The organism is Pseudomonas sp. PA15(2017) (assembly GCF_001945395.1).
Classification (GTDB): domain Bacteria; phylum Pseudomonadota; class Gammaproteobacteria; order Pseudomonadales; family Pseudomonadaceae; genus Aquipseudomonas.
In genome coordinates this window covers 1-20918 of the sequence record NZ_MSXV01000006.1, presented here as the reverse complement: position 1 = coordinate 20918, position 20918 = coordinate 1, and the positions used below count along the sequence as shown (strand labels likewise).

Sequence of the window (20918 nt, the reverse complement as noted above, 5' to 3'; positions counted from 1 at the left end):
CGCTCGGCGTCGAGCGGACGCGCCACGGCTCTAAGGGTCGGCAGGGAAACGCCCCGCCTGTGAAAACAAAAGGCGAAACCCCATGGGGTTTCGCCTATCGCCAACCGCGCGCCAGGAATGCCTAGCCGAGGTTCTCCTGGATCATGTCCAGCACGCGGCGGGCCACGTCGGCCGGCGCCACGGTGTTGATGTCCTTCTCGACGGTCACCTGTACGGTGTCACCCACGGCGGTCAGGCGTACCTGATAGCGCTCGGCGCGAGCCTCGACGGCATCCTTGTCTTCCGAGCCGCCGAACATGCGCTTGAAGAAGCCGGGCTTCTCGTTGCTGCGCTGCGGGCCTTCGGCGAGGTTGACGTAGTAGACGCCCAGGGTGCGGTTGATGTCGTCGACGCGCAGGTCGGCCATGCGCAGCGAGCGGCCGACGCCAGACCAGGCGCGGTCGAAGTCGGTGCTCAGGTTGAGGATCGGGTTACCGTTGCCGTCCTGCGACAGCGCTACGCGGTTTGGCGCATCGAAGTCACGGCCAGCGAGCAGCGAAACCGAACCGCCCTGCTCCGTGCTGCGGGTCAGGCTCGCCTGCAGCTCGTCGAGCAGTGCGGCGTCCAGAGTCTTGTTGACGCTGCGTTCGGTGAACGGCACGTCGCTGTTGCTGCCTGCCGGGCGCTGCGCTGTAACCACGAAGATTTCGCTGGTATTGCGCTGCACGCCAGGCTCGAGGCGTACGTGCACGCGGGTTTCGGTGTTGCCGTCCAGGCCACCGACACGGCCGGTCAGGCGGCTCTGCATGCTGCTGGACAGGGCGTCGAAGCGCTGCCAGTCAGTGCTGAATTCACCGGTCTGCGGGCGCTCGTCGACGATGCGGAAGCCGCCGTCTTCGAAGAACTGGCGAGCACCTGGCCATACTTCGGCCGGCACGCGCTGAGCCACCAGCCAGCTGGAGTCGCCGCTGTTCTGCAGGCTGAACTCGCTGACGTTGTCGCTGACGGCCAGCGCCTGCGGACGCGGCACTTCGTATTCGCCCGCAGCCTCGCTGTCGCGAATCTGCTGGGGAACCGGCAGCAACGGGTCGAGGCGTTTGGCTTCGACGTCGGCAGGCAGTTGCATCGGCGCGGTCTGCCGTGCGCTCAGGTAATCACTGCCGCGGTCGCGGAAGTAGCCATTTTCACCCCAGATCCAGCCACAGCCACTGGTGCTGGTGATGATCAGGGCAAGTGCGGAAAGTCCGGCCAGTCGCTTCATGCGTCGTAGTTCCTCGATTAGACCAATACACCGGACTGGCGCAGGGCCTGACGCAGCGGTTCGTGACAACGGGGGCTCAACCAGGTCAGCGGCAAGCGAATGCCGTCGGCCATCATGCCCATTTCATTCAGGGCCCACTTCACCGGAATCGGATTGGCTTCGATGAACAGGTTCTTGTGCAGGGGCATCAGACGGTCGTTGATGGCCCGGGCGATCGCCGCTTCACCGCGCATGGCAGCCGTGCACATGTCGCTCATGGCACGCGGCGCGACGTTGGCGGTCACCGAGATGTTGCCCTTGCCACCGAGCAGGATCAGCTCGACCGCGGTCGGGTCGTCGCCGGAGTACAGGCTGAAGTTCGAGCCCACGCGGTCGAGGATGTCACGGGCACGCTGCAGGTCGCCGGTGGCTTCCTTGATGCCGATGATGTTGTCGACCTTGGACAGCCGCTCGACGGTTTCCGGCAGCATGTCGCAGGCGGTACGGCCCGGCACGTTGTAGAGAATCTGCGGGATGGCCACGGCTTCGGCGATATGGCGGAAGTGCAGGTACAGGCCTTCCTGGGTCGGCCGATTGTAGTACGGGGTGACCAGCAGGCAGGCATCGGCGCCGGCGGTCTTGGCATTCTGGGTCAGTTCCACCGCTTCGCGGGTGGAGTTGGCGCCGGTGCCAGCGATGACCGGGATGCGCCCGGCGACCTGATCCACCACGCGGCGGATGACTTCGATGTGCTCGTTGACATCGAGCGTCGCCGACTCGCCGGTAGTGCCGACCGCGACGATGGCATGGGTGCCCTCTTGCAGGTGGAAGTCCACCAGTTTGCTCAGGGCCTCCCAGTCGAGATTACCCTGTGCATCCATGGGCGTGACCAGTGCCACCATACTGCCCGCAATCATGCAACCGCTCCTGCCGAAAAAGAGAGCCGTAATGGTACTGGCGCCACCAGCCTTGCACAAGCGACCAGGTGGCTGTGATTACTAGCATTACGCGCGCTCGCCCTCATCAGGTCATTCCCCTGGCGAGCGCTTTTCGCTACCCTGCGAGTTTGTTTGGCGCTGTCTATAGCGCCGGGCGTTCAACGTTTAGGAAGGCTGCATGTCCACCCCCCCAGTTCGCGAACAATTTCTCGTCATCAGTGCGCTTGGCAGCAACGCCATGGAGCTGACCAATGTGCTGTGCCGGGCCAGCCATGAAAACCGCTGCGCGGTCATCAGCACGCGCCTGAGCCGCCACGGCGAGCTCAGCGCGCTGGTGTTGCAGCTCTCTGGCAACTGGGACGCCCTGGCGCGACTGGAAGCCGGCCTGCCCGCCCTGGCCAAGAAGCACGAGTTCACTGCCAACGTGATCCGCAGCGCCGCCCAGGAGGTTCGCCCCCAGGCGTTGCCCTACGTGGCCTACGTCAGCTCGGTGTACCGCCCGGACATCCTCAATGAACTGTGCCAATTCTTCATCGACCACCGCGTCGAGCTCGAAGCGCTGACCTGCGACACCTACCAGGCGCCACAGACCGGCGGCACCATGCTCAACGCCACGCTGACCGTCACCCTGCCAGCCGGCACCCAGATCAGCTGGTTGCGCGACCAGTTCCTGGACTTCGCCGACGCGCTGAACCTGGATGCCCTGATCGAACCCTGGCGCCCCCAGAATCCATAAGGAGCCTGCCCCCATGGCCATCGCCATCGACGCCCCCGTTCCCGACTTCAGCGCCCCGGCCACCGGTGGCGACTTCACCCTGGCGGCCTGCAAGGGCCAGCAACTGGTGATCTATTTCTACCCCAAGGACAATACGCCGGGCTGCACCACCCAGGGCCAGGGTTTTCGCGATGCCCACGTGGCCTTCGCCGCCGCCAATACGGTGATCGTCGGTGTATCGCGCGACAGCCTGAAGACCCACGAGAACTTCAAGGCCAAGCAGGGCTTTCCCTTCGAGCTGATCTCGGACAAGGACGAAAGCGTCTGCGGCCTTTTCGACGTGATCAAACTGAAAAAGCTCTACGGCAAGGAATACCTGGGCATCGACCGCAGCACCTTTCTGATCGACAAGAATGGCGTACTGCGTCAGCAATGGCGGGGAGTCAAGGTACCCGGCCATGTCGATGAAGTACTGGCCGCCGCCCAGGCCCTGAACAAAGCCTGATACATATGAAAATGCCGCTTTCGAGCGGCATTTTCATTCGACGCACTGGCACTGAAGCTACGCCTTGCGCAGCCAGTATCGGAACACCTCACCCTCGGCTTCCTCACGCAGCAACGTATGGCCGGCCAGGCGCGCGAACGCGCGAAAGTCGCGCTGCGACCCCGCATCCGTGGCCGACACCTTGAGCACCTCGCCGCTGGCCAGGCCATTGAGCACCACCTTGGCCTTGAGCAGCGGCAACGGGCAACTCAGCCCACAGGCGTCCAGCTCGGCCTGATGTTCGCCCTGCCAACCCGACACATCACCCATAACACCCTCCCGTTTATAGGCCCACAGCATAACCCAAGGCCCGCCGGCGCTGGTCAGGCAAGTGCCTGCCCGGCTACAGTACGGCACTGATCAAACAAGAGCCTTGTGCATGAATGTTCTGCGCCCCACCCTGCTGACGCTCGCCTGCCTGCTGGCGCAACCGGCCATGGCCAGCGACCTGCCCTCCCTCGGCGACGCCAGCTCCGCGCTGGTGTCACCGCAACAGGAATACCAGCTGGGCCGCGCCTGGCTGAGCATCGTGCGTGGCCAGGTCAGCCAGTTGTCGGACCCGCAGCTCAAGGACTTCGTCGAAAGCAGCGTTTACCGGTTGGCCGAAACCAGCCAGGTACAGGACCGCCGCCTCGAATTCGTGCTGCTCAACAGCCCGCAGATCAACGCCTTCGCCGCACCCGGCGGGATCATCGGCGTCAACGGCGGCTTGTTCCTCCATGCGCAGACCGAAGGCGAGTACGCCTCGGTACTGGCCCACGAACTGGCGCACTTGTCGCAGCGCCACTTCGCCCGTGGCCTGGAAGCTCAGCAGCGCATGCAACTGCCGGTGATGGCGGCGATGCTCGCCGGTATCGTGGCGGCCGCCGCCGGGGCCGGCGATGCCGGTATCGCCGCCATCGCCTCGACCCAGGCCGCCGCGATCCAGGAACAACGACGCTTCTCACGGCAGAACGAGCAGGAAGCCGACCGAATCGGCCTGGTGAACCTGGAGAAGGCCGGCTACGACCCCCGCTCGATGCCGAGCATGTTCGAGCGGCTGATGCGTCAGTACCGCTACGACCGCATGCCACCGGAATTCCTGCTGACGCACCCGGTGTCCGAATCGCGGATCGCCGACACCCGCAACCGCGCCGAACAGTTCCCTGGCGGCGGCACCAAGGACAGCCTGCGCTACCAGCTGATGCGCGCCCGCGTACAACTGACCTACGAGGAAACGCCCGGTATCGCCGCCAAGCGCTTCCGCGCCCAGCTCGACGAGAACCCGGGCATGGACGCAGCCCGCTACGGCCTGGCCATCGCCCTGACCAAGGGCGGCCAGTTCGACGAAGCACGCGACGTGCTCGCGCCACTGCTGCAAAAGGCGCCCAACGACATCACCTACAACCTGGCGCAGATCAGCCTGGATTCGGCGGCCAATCACCTACCGGCTACCGAGCAGCGAGTCACACGTCTGCTTGACCTGTACCCCAACAACTATCCGCTGAACCAGGCACGCATCGACCTGATGCTCAAGCAACGCAAGATCGCCGACGCCGAACAGGCGCTCAACGACCTGCTCAAGCGGCGTATGAAGGATCCGGATGTCTGGTATCAGGTGGCGGAAGTGCGCGGGCTGAGCGGCAATACTGTTGGCCTGCATCAGGCCCGCGCCGAGTACTTCGCGCTGGTCGGCGACTTCAACCAGGCCATCGAACAGCTCGACTTCGCCAAGCGCCGGGCGGCCAACAATTTCCAGATGGCCTCGCGCGTCGATGCGCGCCAGAAGGAGTTGATCGAAGAGAAACGCATGACCGAGCAAATGCTGCGCGGCTAACGATGCAGCCCGGCCGAGGCGCTATCGATCGATAGCACCTCGAGTCTGAGGATCAGGCGTTGCCGGTCAGTTTCAGGCGCGCGGCCTGGGTGAAGTCCAGCATGCGCTTGAGCGGCCTGATGGCCCGCGGAATCAACGCAGGGTCCACGAACACTTCATTGCTACCCTCGCGCAGGCATTGCAGCGTGCGCTGCAGGGTGTTCATCGCCATCCAGGGGCAGTTGGCGCAGCTACGGCAGGCGGCGCCGTTACCAGCGGTCGGCGCCGCCACGAACTCCTTGTCCGGGCACAGCTGCTGCATCTTGTAGAAGATGCCGCGGTCGGTGGCGACGATGAAGGTCCTGTTGGGCATGCGCTGGGCAGCGGCGATCAGCTGACTGGTGGAGCCGACCGCATCGGCCAGTTCGATCACCGCCGTCGGCGACTCGGGGTGTACCAGCACGGCAGCCTCCGGGTACAGCGCCTTCATCTCTTCCAGCTGACGGGCCTTGAACTCCTCGTGAACGATGCAGGCACCGTCCCAAAGCAGCATGTCGGCGCCGGTCTTGTTTTGAATGTAGCGACCCAGGTGCTGATCCGGCGCCCAGATGATGCTTTCGCCGTTATCCATCAGGTGCTCGACGATCTCTACCGCGCAACTGGAGGTCACCACCCAGTCGGCGCGCGCCTTCACTGCCGCCGAGGTATTGGCGTAGACCACCACGGTGCGCTGCGGATGCTGGTCGCAGAACGCGGCGAACTCGTCGACCGGGCAGCCCAGATCCAGGGAACAGGTCGCCTCCAGCGTCGGCATCAGCACGCGTTTTTCCGGGTTGAGAATCTTTGCCGTCTCGCCCATGAACTTGACGCCGGCGACCAGCACGGTCTGCGCCGAGTGCTGGTTGCCGAAGCGCGCCATTTCCAGGGAGTCGGACACGCAGCCGCCGGTTTCCTCGGCCAATGCCTGGAGCACCGGGTCGCAATAATAGTGGGCAACCAGAACGGCATTCTGGCGCTTCAGTTCCTTGCCAATTTCATCACGGTAGAACGCTTCCTGCTCCGCCGTCAGCGTCTCTGGCTGCTTGGCATCGAGGTGAGCCTGGACAAGAAGTCGTTCGGCGATCTGCGTCATGTCGTCAGGCCCTATCGAGGTCTATCTGCTCGGGACGTGGAGTATACCGCCGGACGCGCTGCGCCGGTCGGCCCCGCACAAGGCCAGAGCGCCCGACAGCGGGCGGCGCAGGCCTTGCGCGGGCGCGCATGGTAAGGGCATTGGCAAAGTTTTTTCAATCTCGCCCCATCTGCCGGCGCAACATCGGTTGATCGCCACAGTAATCCGCCGCATCATCACCATTACGGACATCGCTATCCGTCAGGCGAGCCTCCATGAGGCCTGACGAAGCATGCAGCCCACCCTTTTACCTGACCGTACGAGCACGCGCCCGTACGATCACCCTGGAAAACCAACGGACATACGCGTGCCCCGCAGTGACCGTTCAGCGATTGAGGATGTCATGGCTTACGAAAACATCGAATGGGACAAGCTGGGTTTCGACTACATCAAGACCGACCAGCGCTACCTGTCGCACTGGCGCGACGGTGATTGGGATCAGGGCACGCTGACCGAAGACAACGTCCTGCACATCAGCGAGGGCTCGACCGCCCTGCATTACGGTCAGCAATGCTTCGAGGGCCTCAAGGCCTACCGTTGCAAGGACGGCTCGATCAACTTGTTCCGCCCTGACCAGAATGCTCTGCGCATGCAGCGCAGTTGCGCACGCCTGCTGATGCCGGCACCGCCGACCGAGCAATTCATCGAAGCCTGCAAGCAGGTGGTCAAGGCCAACGAGCGCTTCATCCCGCCATACGGCTCGGGCGGCGCACTGTACCTGCGCCCGTTCGTGATCGGCGTTGGCGACAACATCGGCGTGCGCACCGCGCCCGAATTCATCTTTTCGGTGTTCTGCATCCCGGTCGGCCCCTACTTCAAGGGCGGCATGAAGCCCAACAACTTCGTGATCTCCGGCTACGACCGTGCCGCCCCCCAGGGTACCGGCGCGGCCAAGGTCGGCGGTAACTACGCGGCCAGCCTGATGCCCGGCTCCCAGGCCAAGAAGAACAACTTCGCCGACTGCATCTATCTCGATCCGCAGACGCACACCAAGATCGAGGAAGTCGGTTCGGCCAACTTCTTCGCCATCACCCACAACGACGAATTCGTCACCCCGAAGTCGCCATCGGTGCTACCAGGCATCACTCGCCTGTCGCTGATCGAGCTGGCGCAGAGCCGCCTTGGCCTGAAGGTCATCGAGGGCGACGTATTCATCGACAAGCTGGGCGACTTCAAGGAAGCCGGCGCCTGCGGCACTGCAGCGGTGATCACGCCGATCGGCGGCATCGAATACGACGGCAAGCTGCACGTGTTCTACAGCGAGAAGGAAGTGGGCCCGGTGGTCGGCCGCCTGTACGCCGAACTCACTGGTGTGCAGTCCGGTGACGTCGAAGCGCCACAAGGCTGGATCGTCAAGGTGTAAACCGTATAGCTGGCAGCTCCCCGAGCTGCCAGCCCGGCTCCACCAGGCAGAAACCAAAAAGCCCGAACCTCTCTCGAGATTCGGGCTTTATAGTGCGCCTTCGCTTGGAAGGCTTGAGATGGTGGGTCGTGTAGGATTCGAACCTACGACCAATTGGTTAAAAGCCAACTGCTCTACCAACTGAGCTAACGACCCGTGGTGCGAGCGCTATGATACTGATTTAATTCAGGAATTCAACATCCGCCGAAAACTTTTTTACTGCGGTCGCATTCTTTTCACTGGTAGCGCGTCGAATCCGCCATGCCAGCCGCCGCAAAACCCGCCGCACGCAGCCTGCAACTGTCGCACTTGCCGCATGCACGGCCATCGGCGTCGGCCAGGTAGCAGGAAACCGTAAGGCCGTAATCCACGCCCAAACGCGAACCCGCCTGCACGATCTCGGCCTTGCTGAGCATCTGCAGCGGCGCCTGAATGCGAATGCGCTGCCCTTCCACGCCCATCTTGGTGGCCAGGTTGGCCATATGCTCGAACGCGTTGACGAACTCCGGCCGGCAATCGGGGTAACCCGAATAGTCCACCGCGTTGACGCCGATGAAGATGTCTTGCGCCCCGAGCACCTCGGCCCAGCCCAGCGCCAGGGACAGGAACACGGTATTGCGAGCTGGCACGTAGGTGACCGGAATGCCCGTGGTGGGGCTTTGCGGCACGTCAATGCTGGCATCGGTGAGCGCCGAGCCACCGATACCATCGAGGTTGATGCCGATGACCTTGTGCTCGACCACACCGAGCTGGCGCGCCACCCGCTCGGCGGCCTGCAGTTCCGAGCGATGACGCTGCCCATAGTCGAAGCTCATGCTGTAGCAGCTGTAACCCTGTTCCCTGGCCATCGCCACGACAGTCGCCGAATCTAGGCCGCCGGACAGCAGGATGACCGCTTTCTTTTCGCTCATAATCAGTGCCCCGGCTCGTCGTTCCAAAGAATCTTGTGCAGCTGTAATTGCATGCGCACTGGCAGGTTATCGGCAATCACCCACTCGGCCAGCTGACGGCCACTGACCTGTCCGTGACTGGGCGAGAACAGCACTTCGCCGACTCGCTCGGAAAGATCGTATTGAATGACCTTGCTCACCGACCAGTCATAGTCCTCTCGCGAGCAGATCACGAACTTGACCTGGTCACGGGGCTGTAGGTGCACGATGTTCTCATAGCGGTTGCGGCCCATCTCGGCCGAGCCCGGGGTTTTCAGGTCCACGACCTTGCTGACCCGCGGGTCGACGGCCGAAACGTCCAACGCACCACTGGTTTCCAGGGAAACGTCGTAGCCAGCGTCGCACAGCTTCTCGAGCAGGGGGATGCAATTGGGCTGCGCCAACGGCTCACCGCCCGTCACGCAGACATAGCGGGGCCGGTGGCTCGCCACCTGCGCCAGGATGGTGTCCAGGGTAAGCAGCTCGCCGCCGCTGAACGCGTAGGCGGTGTCGCAGTATTGACAACGCAGGGGGCAGCCGGTCAGGCGCACGAATACCGTCGGCAAGCCGGCGGTACGCGCTTCCCCCTGCAGCGAGAAGAAAATCTCGGTGATGCGCAGGGTATCTTTCATAGGGGCACCGGGCGTGACGGCGAAACAGGCCATCCGCCTCCGTTGCGAAAAAGGGCGGCAATTCTAAACGAAATGGCAGGGTGCAAGCCATTGCCCGGACGCGGCATTGCGCCACGTTAGTGTCGACAGAAACAAAAAACCCACGACAGGCGCGGGTCTCGTGGGCAGGTGCCGGATCAGCGAATTCGCTGCAGGTCGCGCTGCGCCAGCTGTGCGGCGGAGGTGCCTGGGTACTGTGCGATGACCTGCTGCAGGATACCCTTGGCCTTGTCGTTGTTACCCATGCGGATTTCCACATCGGCCAGCTTGTACAGCGAATCCGGCACCTTGGAGTGCTGCGGATAGGTCTGGCTGACCTTGGCAAACGCCTGGCCAGCGCCTTGCAAGTCACCCTTGGCAAGGTTCACTTCGCCCAGCCAATATTGCGCATTGCCGGCATACTGGCTATTGGGATAACGACGCAAGAACGCGGCAAAAGCCTGGCTAGCCTTGTCGAAATCCTTGGCCTTGATCAGGTCGAAGGCTGCATCGTAAAACAGCTTTTCCTTGGCAGGGTCAGCCGGCTCGCCGGAGGCTTGCGCCCCTGCGTCACCAGCGCCTGCCGAAGCACCACCGGCGCCGGTATTGGCACCCGCGGCAGGAGAATTCTGGGTGGCGGCTGCGCCAGCGGCGGCCCCACTGCTCAGTCGTTTGTCGAGGTCCTGATAGCGCTCCAGGCCTTCTTGCTTCAAACGCTGAATGTCGTTCTGCTGCACTTCCAGCATGCCACGCAGCTGCGCAATTTCCTGCTGCATCTGCTGGAGCTGACTGAACAGCATGCCCTGCGCTGTAGATGGAGTTTGCACCCCACCTCCAGCGTAGGCGCCGGACGTGCCGCCACCGCTTGCCGGATAACCACTACCGTTGCCGGTACCGCCATCCTGAACGGGAACCTGAGCCCAGGCCGCAAGCGGCAGGCTCAGAGCCAAAACGGTTACTACACGTCGGCACGTTCGCATATCGAATTACTTACGCAGTTCGACGCGACGGTTCTGAGCCCAGGATTGCTCGTCGTTGCCGGTGGCAACAGGACGCTCTTCACCGTAGGAAACAACTTCCAGCTGAGCAGGGGAAACGCCCTGCAGAACCAGGTAGCGCTGTACGGCCTTGGCACGACGCTCGCCCAGAGCCATGTTGTATTCGCGGGTACCGCGCTCGTCAGCGTGGCCTTCCAGAACGACGCGAGCGCCGTTGCCTTTCAGGTCCTTGGCGTGAACGTCCAGAGCGCGCATGGCTTCCGGCTTCAGGTCAGAGCTGTCGTATTCGAAGTAGAAAGTGGTGATAGCGCGCAGAGCGGCTTCTTCACTCAGGCTGCCGTCAACGGCGCCGGTGTTTGCACCGTAACCAGCGTTCGGGTCTACAGCGCCTTCGCCAGCGGTGTCACCGCCTTTGGAGGAACAGCCAACAGCCACTGCGAGAGCCAGGCTCAGTGCAGCAAACTTGCCAAATTTCAGCATTTCCATGTGTAACTCCTAATGAACCCCAGTGTGTTAAGCATCAAACAGGTAAAGCACCGCGCATCAGTTCAGGAAGGGGGACCAGGATGGCTCTCGAACTTCGCCTTGAGCGGTAGGTAGAGGGAGCCTAACGCGACCATTGGTGGACGCTAACATCAGGACTCCCCGCCCCTGCTGGCGGGTAGCGTAGATTAGCATGGTGCCATTGGGCGCAACAGTAGGCGACTCATCCAAACTTGTGTCGGATAGAATGCGCAGATTGCCACGCTCGAGGTCCTGAGCCGCTACCTTGAACACGGTGTAACCATCCTGGCGATGAATCATTACCAGGGTTTTTTCGTCGGCAGACAATTTAGGGTTGGCATTGTAGTTGCCGACGAAGGTCACTCGTTCGACCGCACCAGAGTTGATGTTGGTCTTATAGATTTGCGGCTTGCCGGAACGGTCGGAGGTGAAGTAGATAGTCTGGCCATCCTTACCCCAAAACGGTTCGGTATCGATTGCCGAATGATTGGTCACGCGGCGCAGGTTCCGCGACCCCATGTCCATTACGTAGATTTCCGGGTTGCCGTCACGCGACAGGGTGAACGCCAGCTTGGTGCCATCCGGCGACCAGGCCGGTGCGCCATTGAGGCCTTCGAAGTTGGTGACCTGCTCACGGCGGCCGGTGTCGATGTGCTGAACGAAGATGCGCGGGCGCTTCTGCTCGAACGACACGTAGGCGATGCGCTTGCCGTCGGAGGCGAACGAAGGCGACAGGATCGGTTCGCGTGACTGCAGCAGGGTTACGGCACGGGCGCCGTCATAGTCGGACCGCTGCAGCGTGTAGCGGGTGTTGTTTACCCCGAAGCGCTCGGCAGTGACGTACAGCATGCGCGTGGAGAAAGCACCTTTGACGCCGGTAAGCTTCTCGAACGACTGATCGGCGATGTGGTGAGCCATGTCGCGCAGTTGATCGGTGCCACCGCCGACGGTGCCGGTCAGCACTTGCTGCTCGGTCGCCACGTTGAACAGTGCGAACTGCACCTGCAGGCGCGCACCGTTGGGAACGATGTTGCCGACCAGCACGTACTGGGCACCGAGCGCTTTCCAGTCGCGGTAGATGACTTCACTGCCCTGGGTCGGCAGGCTGATCATGTTCTGCCGCGGAATCGGTTCGAAGACCCCGGAGTTACGCAGGTCGTTGCCGACGATGGTAGAGATGTCCTCAGGCAGGACGTTGCCGCCCTGCCAGCCGAATGGCACCACGGCAATGGGCGTGGCTCGATCAGTACCGGTACTGATGACCAAAGGGTCAGCCGCCTGCACGGTACCGACCAGCATGGCCAGACCCAGTACAACGATTCGCATCAGGGTATTCACAGACCTAAATCCTCCGGTTTGAAGACGGCACGACGCTGCCGGTAAAGCCGATCGAACGTGGCACGATCAAGTTGCTGCATTTCCACGATACGCCCCACGTTGCGCACCGCCTGTACCGCTGAACTGTCAAAGGGCGCATCGCCACTGGAGCGACTGACGCTGGCATTGGTGATGGTGCCATCAGGCAGCATCTCGATCAGCACTTCGACGCTCATGCCATTGCGAGCGGACGGCGGACGACGCCACTGCTCACTCACCAGCTTGACGATCAAATCATCGAGGCTCCCGGCCACCTGGTCACCCTGGGTTTCAGCCAACGCCTGCTGGCGCTCGGTATCCTCGGACAGCAGCTCAGCTAGCGCCGCCGCCTTCTTGTCCTCGACAGCCTTGCGTTCGGCAGCCTGTGCCGCTTTCTTCTTGGCATCCTCGGCCGCTTTCTTTTTAGCGGCGTCGGCTGCAGCTTTTTTCTTCGCCTCTTCAGCTGCCTTTTTCTTGGCATCTTCAGCGGCCTTATTCTTCGCCTCGGCCTCGGCGGCCTTCTTCTTGTCGGCCTCCAGTGCAGCTTTCGCCTTGGCTACATCGGCAAGTTTCTTTTGCTCAGCAGCTTTGGCCGCTGCATCGGCCTCGGCCTTCTTGGCCGCGTCGGCTTTTTGAGCCTCCTCGGCTTTCTTTTGTTCCGCCGCTTTGGCCTGCGCCTGTTTCTGCGCTTCGGCCTTGGCCTGGGCTTGTTTTTCAGCCTCGGCCTTTTTCTGTTCGAGTTGCTCGGTTTCGAATTGCGGCGCAGCGGTCTTTTTCGCCTCGCCGGCAATCTTCTGGTTGGTCTGGGTGGTAGCCTGGCTCTGCGACTTCAATTGGTACAGGGTAGCCTGCACGATCGGTTTTGCAGGCGGCAGCTCGGGCGCGAAGGCAAAACTGACAAACAGCATGCCGAACATCAGCACATGCAGCCCTACGGCCCAGACCACCGGCCAGAACAGGCTTTCCGAAGGTGAGCGTTCACGCTGCTGCATCAGGGCGCCTCGGTGATCAGGCCGACGTTACCCACGCCCGCCTGCTGCAGGCCGCCCATGGCGGACATCACGGTGCCGTAGTCGACGGCCTTGTCGCCGCGCACGAACACTTGCACCTGCTTACCCTGACTGCGGGTCTGGTTGATGATGGCGGTTACCGCGCGGGTCATCTCGTCGAGCGTCAGCGCACGATCCTGCACGGTATCGGTGTCCACCTCGGTGCCCATGTTCCAGTAGTACGACTTGTCGGACTTGATGGAGATGGTCAGCACCTGGGAGTCGTTGTCCTGGGGCAGCACTTCGCTGCTGACCTGCGGCAGGTCGACCTTGACGCCCTGGTTGAGCATCGGCGCCGTCACCATGAAGATGACCAGCAGCACCAACATCACGTCGATGTAAGGCACCACGTTCATCTCGGCGACGGGCTTGCGTCTGTTGCGAATTCTGGCTCTGGCCATGGTAGTGAAACCTGTGTTGAGTGCGCCGGAAGCTTATTCTTCGCTGCTGTGTACTTTGCGGTGCAGGATCGCCTGGAATTCGTCGGCGAAGGTGTAATAACGACCGATCAGCATTTCACCGCGAGCGGAGAAACGGTTGTAGGCAATGACCGCCGGAATGGCGGCGAACAGGCCGATGGCCGTGGCGATCAGCGCTTCGGCGATGCCGGGCGCGACGGTGGCCAGGGTTGCCTGCTGCACTTGAGCAAGGCCACGGAAGGAGTTCATGATCCCCCACACGGTCCCGAACAGACCGATATACGGGCTGGTGGAGCCGACGGTGGCAAGGAAAGGCAAGCTGATTTCCAGCTTCTCTTCTTCACGGGAAATGGCGACACGCATGGAACGGGCAACGCCATCCATCACCGCATCCGGGTCCATGCCTGGTTGCTGGCGCAGGCGGGAGAACTCCTTGAAGCCGGCGCGGAAGATCTGCTCGAGGCCCGAGTCCGGATCCGGGTTGCTGCCCGCCTGACGATAGAGCTTGGACAGGTCGATGCCCGACCAGAAGCGCTCCTCGAAATTGTCGAGCGAGCGCTTGGCCGAGCGCAGGAAATTACTGCGCTGGAAAATCATCACCCACGAGATGACCGATGCGGCCACCAGGGTCAGCATCACCAACTGCACCACCAGGCTGGCGTTGCTGATCAGACTCCACATCGACATGTGGTCAACGGCATTTGCGTTGGCTTCCACGCTTACTCTCCTGCAGTAGATGTACCGGCACCGTCACCCTGCTCAGCGAACGCCGTTCGCAGAGACGGGGGCATGGCCCGGGGTTTGAAATTATCGGCGCGCACACAGGCCACCAGAAACTGCCCTTCGCAGAGCAGCACGTTATCCGCAGCCCGCCTGACCTGCTGACGAAAGCGCAGGCTGGCACGGTTCAATTCATACACGTCGGCGCTGACCACCAACTCGTCGTCCAGTCGCGCCGGCGCGTGGTAACGCGCTTCGCTGGAGTGCACGACGAACAGCAGCCCCTCACCGGCCAGCGTCGACTGGAAAAATCCCAGCTCACGCAATCGATCGGTACGGGCCCGCTCCATGAATTTGAGGTAGTTGACGTAATAGACGACGCCGCCCGCATCGGTGTCCTCGTAATAGACACGACAGCGATGGGCGAACGGCTGACCGGCATCTTGCGCGCGCATACTCTAGTGCCAGCCCCGTGTCTTGCCAATCGGGCGCGCAAGTATTTTTTTCATGGCGCGTCTCCATCATTGAACAGGTCGAGCGTTGGCCGCTCGTCCATGCGTTTCGGTGTATTGAGGCCGAAGTGCAGATAGGCGTGACGGGTCACCACGCGCCCTCTCGGGGTACGCATGATGTAACCCTGCTGGATCAGATACGGCTCGAGCACGTCCTCGATGGTGTGCCGTTCTTCGCTGATCGCCGCGGCCAGGCTGTCGACGCCCACCGGGCCGCCGTCGAACTTCTCGATCATGGTCAGCAGCAGGCGGCGATCCTGGTGATCGAAGCCGCGCTCGTCGACATCCAGCAAGTTCAGCGCCAGGTCGGCGATCTGCTGGGTGATCGCACCCTGACCGCGCACCTCGGCGAAATCGCGAACGCGGCGCAGCAGGCGGTTGGCGATCCGCGGCGTGCCGCGCGCACGGCGGGCGATCTCCACGGCGCCGCGCGCTTCGATGGGCAGGCCAAGGATGCCAGCAGCACGGCTGACGATGGTGGCCAGATCCTCGGTGTTATAGAACTCCAGGCGCTGGACGATACCGAAACGGTCGCGCAGTGGATTGGTCAACATACCGGCGCGCGTGGTGGCGCCAACCAGGGTGAACGGCGGCAGATCCAGCTTGATCGAGCGGGCCGCCGGGCCTTCGCCGATCATGATGTCGAGCTGGAAGTCCTCCATCGCCGGGTACAGAACTTCTTCGACGATGGGTGAGAGACGATGGATTTCATCGATGAACAGCACATCGCCCGGCTCGAGATTGGTCAGCAGTGCTGCGAGGTCGCCCGGGCGCTCGAGCACCGGGCCCGAGGTGCTCTTGATGGAAACCTGCATTTCCTGGGCGATGATGTTGGCCAGGGTGGTCTTGCCAAGACCGGGCGGGCCGAAGATCAGGGTGTGATCGAGGGATTCCTTGCGCCCGCGCGCTGCCTGGATGAACAGTTCCATCTGCTCGCGCACCACAGGTTGGCCGATGTACTCGGCCAACTTGAGCGGACGAATGGCGCGGTCGACCTGCTCGTCGCGGTCGCGACTGCCCGCCGTCACCAACCTGTCGGCGTCGAGCATCTAGAGCATTCCTTTCAGCGCGCGGCGGATCATGTCTTCACTACTCAATCCATCTTCTTTGACTGCCGAAACGGCGCGACTGGCTTCCTGAGGCTTGTAGCCCAGCGAGATAAGCGCACTCACCGCATCATTCTCCGCGCTTGAGACTGCGCCTCCAGCACGAGGTTCAACCACCAGTGGCGCCATGCCAGGCACCGCCTCCCAGGCTTTGAAGCGATCCTTGAGTTCAACCAGCAGGCGCTCGGCGGTCTTCTTGCCGACGCCGGGGATCTTCACCAACGCCGCGGTATCCTGGGCCTGCACGCAACGCACCAGCTCGTCGATCTCCAATCCGGACATCAGCGCCAGGGCCAATTTGGGGCCGACGCCATTGAGGCGGATCAACTCGCGGAACAGCTCGCGCTCGCGCTTCTCGAAAAAACCGTACAGCAGGTGAGCATCCTCACGCACCACCAGATGGGTATGCAGGGTCAGCGGCTCACCTACGGGGGGCAAACGGTACAACGTGGTCATGGGGACTTCCAGTTCATAGCCCAGACCATTCACATCCAGAATCAAATGCGGCGGCTGTTTTTCCGCCAGGGTGCCGCGTAAACGTCCGATCACCGACGCATTCCTCACATAGAAGATTCAATACCGCCCCAGGTCACGCATAGCGTCAACAAGCCGCTGACGACCTGAGCGACTGCTTATAAACGAAGCCGACCGCCGCGCCGCTTGGCGCTGGCCAGGCCATGGGGAATCAAGCTCTGCCGGTGGTGGGCATGGCACAAGGCGATCCCCAGAGCATCGGAGGCATCGATCTGCGGTTTTTTCACTAGTTTGAGCAGGTGCATGACCATCATCTGCACCTGTTCCTTGTCGGCGCCGCCGGTGCCGACCACTGCCTGCTTGACCTGGGTAGCGGTGTACTCGCTGACCTCGAGGCCCGCCTCCACCGCCGCGACGATGGCTGCGCCACGCGCTTGACCGAGCTTGAGCGCAGAGTCGGCATTGCGCGCCATGAATACCTGCTCGATGCCCATGGTCACCGGCCCGAAGGTGCGGATTACCTCGCTCACGCCACGAAACACGATCTGCAAGCGCTCGGCCAACGGCCCGGCGCCGGTACGAATGCACCCCGAAGCCACGTACTCGCAGGTACGTCCGGTATCGCGTATCACCCCGTAGCCGGTAATGCGGGAACCGGGGTCGATTCCCAGAATCAGCGTCATGCCCGTCATCCACCTATGGCCTGGCAGCCACACTGTCTATTTATCCAGGCGCGAGTATAGGGGCCTCAGGCAGCGGCCGTCACTCAAAGGATGCGCGCCAGCGTAACTACCAGTCACCGAAACGCGCCCATGAAAAAGCCGGAAGCGCACGACGGCAAACTTCCGGCCCGGATGCAGCGACGGATCAGCCCAACTGATCCATGATTTCGTCGGAAACCTCGGCGTTGTGGTAGACGTTCTGCACGTCATCCAGGTCCTCGAGCATTTCGATCAGCTTGAAGACTTTCTGCGCCGTTTCCAGATCGGTGATCGGCGCACTGATCGACGGGATCATGGCGATCTCCGCTTCCTCGGCCTTGAAACCAGCCGCTGCCAGGGCTTCGTTGACGGCATGGAACTCGGTGAAGCTGGTCGACACCAGGGCTGCGCCCTCCTCGCCCATTTCCACATCGTCGGCACCCGCCTCGAGCACCGCTTCCATCAAGGCGTCTTCGTCCACCGAGGCAAAGCTGATCTGCCCTTTGCGCTCGAACATGTAGGCGACCGAACCGTCGGTGCCCAGATTGCCGCCGCACTTGGTGAACGCATGACGCACTTCGGCAGCGGTACGGTTGCGGTTGTCGGTCATCACTTCGACGATGATCGCCACACCACTCGGCGCGTACCCCTCGTAGCTGAACTCGACGACATTGTCGGCTTCGTTGTTGCCAGCGCCTCGGGCGATGGCACGGTCGATCACGTCACGCGACATGTTGTTGGTCAGCGCCTTGTCGACGGCCAGACGCAGGCGCGGATTGTCCGCCGGGATCGGCCCGCCGTGCTTGGCGGCGACCGTCAGCTCGCGGATGAGTTTGGTGAAGATCTTGCCGCGCTTGGCGTCCTGACGCCCCTTGCGGTGCTTGATGTTGGCCCACTTGGAATGACCGGCCATGTTCCACTCCACATAATTTCAGGTTTCACAATGAACAAGCCCAGGTTTCCCTGGGCTCGCAATACCGCTAGACGCTTACTCTGCCTTCGCCTGTTCGCGCAGGCGGATGTGCAGCTCACGCAGCGACTTGGCATCCACCACACCCGGCGCCTGGGTCATGACGCAGGCCGCACTCTGGGTTTTCGGGAAGGCGATCACTTCACGAATCGACGAAGCGCCGGTCATCAGCATGACCAGACGGTCGAGGCCGAAAGCCAGGCCACCATGGGGCGGCGCACCATATTTGAGGGCGTCGAGCAGGAAGCCGAACTTCTCCTGCTGCTCGTCTTCGCTGATGCCCAGCACGCGAAACACGGTTTGCTGCATGGCCTTGTCATGGATACGGATCGAACCGCCACCCAGCTCGGTCCCGTTGAGCACCAGGTCGTAAGCACGGGACAGCGCGGCGGCCGGGTTGGCCTCCAGCTCTGCCGGGGTGCACTTCGGCGAAGTGAACGGATGATGCATGGCGGTCAGGCTGCCGTCGTCGTTCTCTTCGAACATCGGGAAGTCGACGACCCACAGCGGTGCCCATTCAGCGGTCAGCAGGTTCAGGTCGTGACCAAGCTTGATGCGCAGCGCGCCCAGAGCGTCGTTGACCACCTTGGCGCGGTCGGCACCGAAGAACACGATGTCGCCATCGACCGCACCAACACGGTCGAGGATGGTGTTGAGGTTCGGCTCGGCAATGTTCTTGACGATCGGCGACTGCAGGCCCTCGACGCCCCTGGCGCGCTCGTTGACCTTGATGTAGGCCAGGCCCTTGGCGCCGTAGTTGCCGACGAACTTGGTGTAGTCGTCGATCTGCTTGCGCGGCATGCTCGCCCCGCCTGGAACGCGCAGCGCGGCAACGCGACCTTTCGGGTCGTTGGCCGGGCCGGAGAAGACCTTGAAGTCGACATCCTTGAGTTGGTCGGCAACGTCGACCAGTTCCATCGGGATGCGCAGATCCGGCTTGTCGGAACCGAAGCGACGCATGGCGTCGGCCAGGGTCATGTGCGGCAGCTCGCCGAACTCGACGCCCAGCACTTCCTTGAACAGATTGCGGATCATGGTCTCGGTGAGGTGCATGATCTCGGCTTCGCCCAGGAAGCTGGTCTCGATGTCGATCTGAGTGAATTCCGGCTGGCGGTCGGCACGCAGGTCTTCGTCGCGGAAGCACTTGGCGATCTGGTAATAGCGGTCGAAGCCGGCGACCATCAGCAACTGCTTGAACAGCTGCGGCGACTGCGGCAGGGCGAAGAAGCTACCCGCGTGGGTGCGACTCGGCACCAGATAATCGCGGGCGCCTTCCGGCGTGGCGCGAGTGAGGATCGGCGTTTCCACGTCCAGGAAGCCATTGTCGTCCAGATAACGACGGATACTCGAAGTGATGCGCGAGCGCAGCTTGAGCTTCTCGGCCATTTCCGGACGACGCAGGTCGATGAAGCGGTAACGCAGGCGCGTCTCCTCGCCCACATCGGTGTATTCGTTGAGCGGGAACGGCGGGGTTTCCGCTTCGTTCAGCACCTCCAGCTCGTAACCCAGCACTTCGATGGCGCCGGACGTCATGTTGGCGTTGCGCGCGCCTTCAGGACGCAGGCGCACCTTGCCGGTGATCTTGACCACATACTCGCTGCGCACGCGGTCGGCCTTGGCGAAGGTGTCGGCACGATCCGGATCGAACACCACCTGAGCCAGGCCTTCGCGATCACGGATGTCGAGGAAGATCACGCCACCGTGGTCACGACGGCGATGGACCCAACCGCAAAGGGTGATTTCCTGGCCGTCCAGGCTTTCGTTCAACTGGCCGCAATAGTGGCTGCGCATCATGATCGGGTTCGCTTCTCTGATCGGTTCTGAATTCGTCGACGTCGCCTGCCATTTGGGCAAAGCGCCTGAGCCGCACGCGTGAAAAGGGCGGAATTATATAGTCTTTATTGACAGGGCGCAGCACGTGATATGCGCCATCCCCTTGTAAAAGAGGTGAACCCGGTGCGCTGCGATTGATTCAGAGCATGGCCTTCATTGAGACGAACCCGAAGCATGTGACGAACGGTCATGATAAGCTTTTTGCAATCGACTCTTAGGGCCTGTTGCCGTTTCAACGCGAGCCGCGTTTTCGCGTAAAACGGCAACAGACCCTAGCCATTGCCTACTTAGGAGAGCAACCATGGAAATCAACATCGGTATCGCCGAACAAGACCGCGAAGCCATTGCCGAAGGCCTGTCGCGCCTGCTCGCGGATACTTACACCCTGTACCTCAAGACCCACAACTTCCATTGGAACGTGACCGGTCCGATGTTCAACACCCTGCACCTGATGTTCGAAACCCAATACACCGAGCTGGCATCGGCCGTCGACGCCATCGCCGAGCGTATTCGCGCTCTGGGCTTCCCTGCACCGGGCACCTACGCAGCCTACGCGCGCCTCTCCTCCATCAAGGAAGAAGAAGGCGTACCGAGCGCCGACGAGATGATCAAGCTGTTGGTGCAGGGCCAGGAAGCGGTGACGCGCACTGCGCGGGGTATCTTCCCGTTGCTCGACAAGGTCAGCGACGAGCCGACCGCCGACTTGCTGACCCAGCGCATGCAGGTTCATGAAAAAACCGCGTGGATGCTGCGCAGCCTGCTGGCTGCCTGACCCCCCCGTCAAAAGGGCTGCCACGCAGAGCGTGTGAAAAGTCGCTGATGCAGGTAGTGATCCCATCAGACGCCCCGACATTGTTCGGGGCGTTTGCTTTTGTACGATTCGAAAGGTCGCGACCAACCTTTCAGGTGAGCA

Annotated in this window: 23 protein-coding genes and 1 tRNA gene; 5 read left to right on the top strand and 19 right to left on the bottom strand. The window is 62.1% G+C overall.

Going from position 1 to position 20918, the window contains the following annotated elements; genetic code table 11:
- Positions 1-121: 121 nt before the first annotated feature.
- Positions 122-1240, bottom strand: a complete 1119-nt coding sequence (gene bamC, locus BVH03_RS02065) for an outer membrane protein assembly factor BamC (protein ID WP_075959643.1) — start codon at positions 1238-1240, stop codon at positions 122-124.
- A gap of 17 nt (positions 1241-1257) precedes the next feature.
- Positions 1258-2136, bottom strand: a complete 879-nt coding sequence (dapA, locus tag BVH03_RS02060) for a 4-hydroxy-tetrahydrodipicolinate synthase (protein WP_075959642.1) — start codon at positions 2134-2136, stop codon at positions 1258-1260.
- A gap of 199 nt (positions 2137-2335) precedes the next feature.
- Here dapA and BVH03_RS02055 point away from each other — a divergent pair, with 199 nt between their 5' ends.
- Together BVH03_RS02055 and BVH03_RS02050 are read left to right on the top strand one after the other, a co-directional pair.
- Positions 2336-2893: a glycine cleavage system protein R gene (locus BVH03_RS02055; RefSeq protein ID WP_075932098.1), complete on the top strand. Its 558-nt coding sequence runs from the start codon at positions 2336-2338 to the stop codon at positions 2891-2893.
- Between the two features lie 13 nt (positions 2894-2906).
- Complete coding sequence (locus BVH03_RS02050) at positions 2907-3377, top strand: peroxiredoxin (RefSeq protein WP_075959641.1); 471 nt, start codon at positions 2907-2909, stop codon at positions 3375-3377.
- A 57-nt stretch (positions 3378-3434) separates the two neighbouring features.
- Here the strand turns inward: BVH03_RS02050 and BVH03_RS02045 are convergent, their stop codons facing one another.
- Entirely contained in the window at positions 3435-3686 is a 252-nt protein-coding gene (locus tag BVH03_RS02045) for a sulfurtransferase TusA family protein (protein WP_075959640.1), read from the bottom strand.
- A gap of 109 nt (positions 3687-3795) precedes the next feature.
- On the opposite strand from BVH03_RS02045, the gene BVH03_RS02040 reads away from it, so the two are divergent.
- Positions 3796-5232, top strand: coding sequence for a M48 family metalloprotease (locus BVH03_RS02040; RefSeq protein WP_075959639.1), 1437 nt, complete (start codon positions 3796-3798; stop codon positions 5230-5232).
- Between the two features lie 52 nt (positions 5233-5284).
- Here BVH03_RS02040 and nadA read toward each other — a convergent pair whose 3' ends face one another.
- Entirely contained in the window at positions 5285-6343 is a 1059-nt protein-coding gene (gene nadA / locus BVH03_RS02035; RefSeq protein ID WP_075959638.1) for a quinolinate synthase NadA, read from the bottom strand.
- A gap of 382 nt (positions 6344-6725) precedes the next feature.
- Between nadA and BVH03_RS02025 the strand changes: the two genes are divergently transcribed.
- Positions 6726-7745: a branched-chain amino acid aminotransferase gene (locus BVH03_RS02025; RefSeq protein ID WP_075959636.1), complete on the top strand. Its 1020-nt coding sequence runs from the start codon at positions 6726-6728 to the stop codon at positions 7743-7745.
- Positions 7746-7864: 119 nt separating this feature from the next.
- Here the strand turns inward: BVH03_RS02025 and BVH03_RS02020 are convergent.
- The 15 genes from BVH03_RS02020 to aspS all read right to left on the bottom strand — a co-directional run bounded on the left by BVH03_RS02020 (position 7865) and on the right by aspS (position 19966).
- A tRNA-Lys gene (locus BVH03_RS02020) sits at positions 7865-7940 on the bottom strand.
- Between the two features lie 80 nt (positions 7941-8020).
- The gene (queC, locus tag BVH03_RS02015; RefSeq protein ID WP_075959635.1) at positions 8021-8695 is read right to left on the bottom strand and encodes a 7-cyano-7-deazaguanine synthase QueC; all 675 of its coding nucleotides are present in this window, start codon (positions 8693-8695) and stop codon (positions 8021-8023) included.
- A 2-nt stretch (positions 8696-8697) separates the two neighbouring features.
- Entirely contained in the window at positions 8698-9345 is a 648-nt protein-coding gene (gene queE / locus BVH03_RS02010; protein WP_075959653.1) for a 7-carboxy-7-deazaguanine synthase QueE, read from the bottom strand.
- A 176-nt stretch (positions 9346-9521) separates the two neighbouring features.
- On the bottom strand, positions 9522-10343 hold the full coding sequence (gene ybgF / locus BVH03_RS02005; protein ID WP_075959634.1) for a tol-pal system protein YbgF: 822 nt from the start codon (positions 10341-10343) through the stop codon (positions 9522-9524).
- A 6-nt stretch (positions 10344-10349) separates the two neighbouring features.
- The gene (pal, locus tag BVH03_RS02000; RefSeq protein WP_070885435.1) at positions 10350-10847 is read right to left on the bottom strand and encodes a peptidoglycan-associated lipoprotein Pal; all 498 of its coding nucleotides are present in this window, start codon (positions 10845-10847) and stop codon (positions 10350-10352) included.
- A gap of 57 nt (positions 10848-10904) precedes the next feature.
- On the bottom strand, positions 10905-12203 hold the full coding sequence (gene tolB, locus BVH03_RS01995) for a Tol-Pal system beta propeller repeat protein TolB (RefSeq protein ID WP_075932106.1): 1299 nt from the start codon (positions 12201-12203) through the stop codon (positions 10905-10907).
- Positions 12200-13216, bottom strand: coding sequence for a cell envelope integrity protein TolA (tolA, locus tag BVH03_RS01990; protein ID WP_143485884.1), 1017 nt, complete (start codon positions 13214-13216; stop codon positions 12200-12202). Before tolA ends, tolB begins: the two co-directional genes overlap by 4 nt.
- Entirely contained in the window at positions 13213-13671 is a 459-nt protein-coding gene (tolR, locus tag BVH03_RS01985) for a protein TolR (protein WP_070881690.1), read from the bottom strand. The genes tolA and tolR overlap by 4 nt, the downstream gene beginning before the upstream one ends.
- Before the next feature lie 33 nt (positions 13672-13704).
- Positions 13705-14376 carry a protein TolQ gene (gene tolQ / locus BVH03_RS01980; protein WP_075959652.1) on the bottom strand — a complete coding sequence of 224 codons (672 nt, stop codon included), beginning with the start codon at positions 14374-14376 and terminating at the stop codon, positions 13705-13707.
- A gap of 32 nt (positions 14377-14408) precedes the next feature.
- On the bottom strand, positions 14409-14864 hold the full coding sequence (gene ybgC / locus BVH03_RS01975) for a tol-pal system-associated acyl-CoA thioesterase (RefSeq protein WP_075959632.1): 456 nt from the start codon (positions 14862-14864) through the stop codon (positions 14409-14411).
- Between the two features lie 50 nt (positions 14865-14914).
- A complete protein-coding gene (gene ruvB, locus BVH03_RS01970) occupies positions 14915-15970 on the bottom strand; it encodes a Holliday junction branch migration DNA helicase RuvB (RefSeq protein WP_075959631.1) in 1056 nt (351 codons plus the stop codon).
- Positions 15971-16576, bottom strand: coding sequence for a Holliday junction branch migration protein RuvA (gene ruvA / locus BVH03_RS01965; RefSeq protein WP_013790635.1), 606 nt, complete (start codon positions 16574-16576; stop codon positions 15971-15973).
- A gap of 83 nt (positions 16577-16659) precedes the next feature.
- Positions 16660-17184 (bottom strand): crossover junction endodeoxyribonuclease RuvC, encoded by a 525-nt coding sequence (gene ruvC / locus BVH03_RS01960; RefSeq protein WP_075932110.1) that lies wholly within the window; start codon positions 17182-17184, stop codon positions 16660-16662.
- A 184-nt stretch (positions 17185-17368) separates the two neighbouring features.
- The gene (locus tag BVH03_RS01955; RefSeq protein WP_075959630.1) at positions 17369-18115 is read right to left on the bottom strand and encodes a YebC/PmpR family DNA-binding transcriptional regulator; all 747 of its coding nucleotides are present in this window, start codon (positions 18113-18115) and stop codon (positions 17369-17371) included.
- 75 nt (positions 18116-18190) lie between these two features.
- Positions 18191-19966: an aspartate--tRNA ligase gene (aspS, locus tag BVH03_RS01950; protein ID WP_075959629.1), complete on the bottom strand. Its 1776-nt coding sequence runs from the start codon at positions 19964-19966 to the stop codon at positions 18191-18193.
- Between the two features lie 340 nt (positions 19967-20306).
- Here aspS and BVH03_RS01945 point away from each other — a divergent pair, with 340 nt between their 5' ends.
- Positions 20307-20777, top strand: coding sequence for a Dps family protein (locus BVH03_RS01945; protein ID WP_075959628.1), 471 nt, complete (start codon positions 20307-20309; stop codon positions 20775-20777).
- Positions 20778-20918: the final 141 nt, after the last annotated feature.

Bases quoted from the DNA above. Each gene is read 5' to 3' on its own strand.
- bamC (WP_075959643.1), bottom strand. From the start codon at position 1,240: ATGAAGCGACTGGCCGGACTTTCCGCACTTGCCCTGATCATCACCAGC.
- dapA (WP_075959642.1), bottom strand. From the start codon at position 2,136: ATGATTGCGGGCAGTATGGTGGCACTGGTCACGCCCATGGATGCACAG.
- BVH03_RS02055 (WP_075932098.1), top strand. From the start codon at position 2,336: ATGTCCACCCCCCCAGTTCGCGAACAATTTCTCGTCATCAGTGCGCTT.
- BVH03_RS02050 (WP_075959641.1), top strand. From the start codon at position 2,907: ATGGCCATCGCCATCGACGCCCCCGTTCCCGACTTCAGCGCCCCGGCC.
- BVH03_RS02045 (WP_075959640.1), bottom strand. From the start codon at position 3,686: ATGGGTGATGTGTCGGGTTGGCAGGGCGAACATCAGGCCGAGCTGGAC.
- BVH03_RS02040 (WP_075959639.1), top strand. From the start codon at position 3,796: ATGAATGTTCTGCGCCCCACCCTGCTGACGCTCGCCTGCCTGCTGGCG.
- nadA (WP_075959638.1), bottom strand. From the start codon at position 6,343: ATGACGCAGATCGCCGAACGACTTCTTGTCCAGGCTCACCTCGATGCC.
- BVH03_RS02025 (WP_075959636.1), top strand. From the start codon at position 6,726: ATGGCTTACGAAAACATCGAATGGGACAAGCTGGGTTTCGACTACATC.
- queC (WP_075959635.1), bottom strand. From the start codon at position 8,695: ATGAGCGAAAAGAAAGCGGTCATCCTGCTGTCCGGCGGCCTAGATTCG.
- queE (WP_075959653.1), bottom strand. From the start codon at position 9,345: ATGAAAGATACCCTGCGCATCACCGAGATTTTCTTCTCGCTGCAGGGG.
- ybgF (WP_075959634.1), bottom strand. From the start codon at position 10,343: ATGCGAACGTGCCGACGTGTAGTAACCGTTTTGGCTCTGAGCCTGCCG.
- pal (WP_070885435.1), bottom strand. From the start codon at position 10,847: ATGGAAATGCTGAAATTTGGCAAGTTTGCTGCACTGAGCCTGGCTCTC.
- tolR (WP_070881690.1), bottom strand. From the start codon at position 13,671: ATGGCCAGAGCCAGAATTCGCAACAGACGCAAGCCCGTCGCCGAGATG.
- tolQ (WP_075959652.1), bottom strand. From the start codon at position 14,376: ATGTCGATGTGGAGTCTGATCAGCAACGCCAGCCTGGTGGTGCAGTTG.
- ybgC (WP_075959632.1), bottom strand. From the start codon at position 14,864: ATGCGCGCGCAAGATGCCGGTCAGCCGTTCGCCCATCGCTGTCGTGTC.
- ruvB (WP_075959631.1), bottom strand. From the start codon at position 15,970: ATGCTCGACGCCGACAGGTTGGTGACGGCGGGCAGTCGCGACCGCGAC.
- ruvC (WP_075932110.1), bottom strand. From the start codon at position 17,184: ATGACGCTGATTCTGGGAATCGACCCCGGTTCCCGCATTACCGGCTAC.
- BVH03_RS01955 (WP_075959630.1), bottom strand. From the start codon at position 18,115: ATGGCCGGTCATTCCAAGTGGGCCAACATCAAGCACCGCAAGGGGCGT.
- aspS (WP_075959629.1), bottom strand. From the start codon at position 19,966: ATGATGCGCAGCCACTATTGCGGCCAGTTGAACGAAAGCCTGGACGGC.
- BVH03_RS01945 (WP_075959628.1), top strand. From the start codon at position 20,307: ATGGAAATCAACATCGGTATCGCCGAACAAGACCGCGAAGCCATTGCC.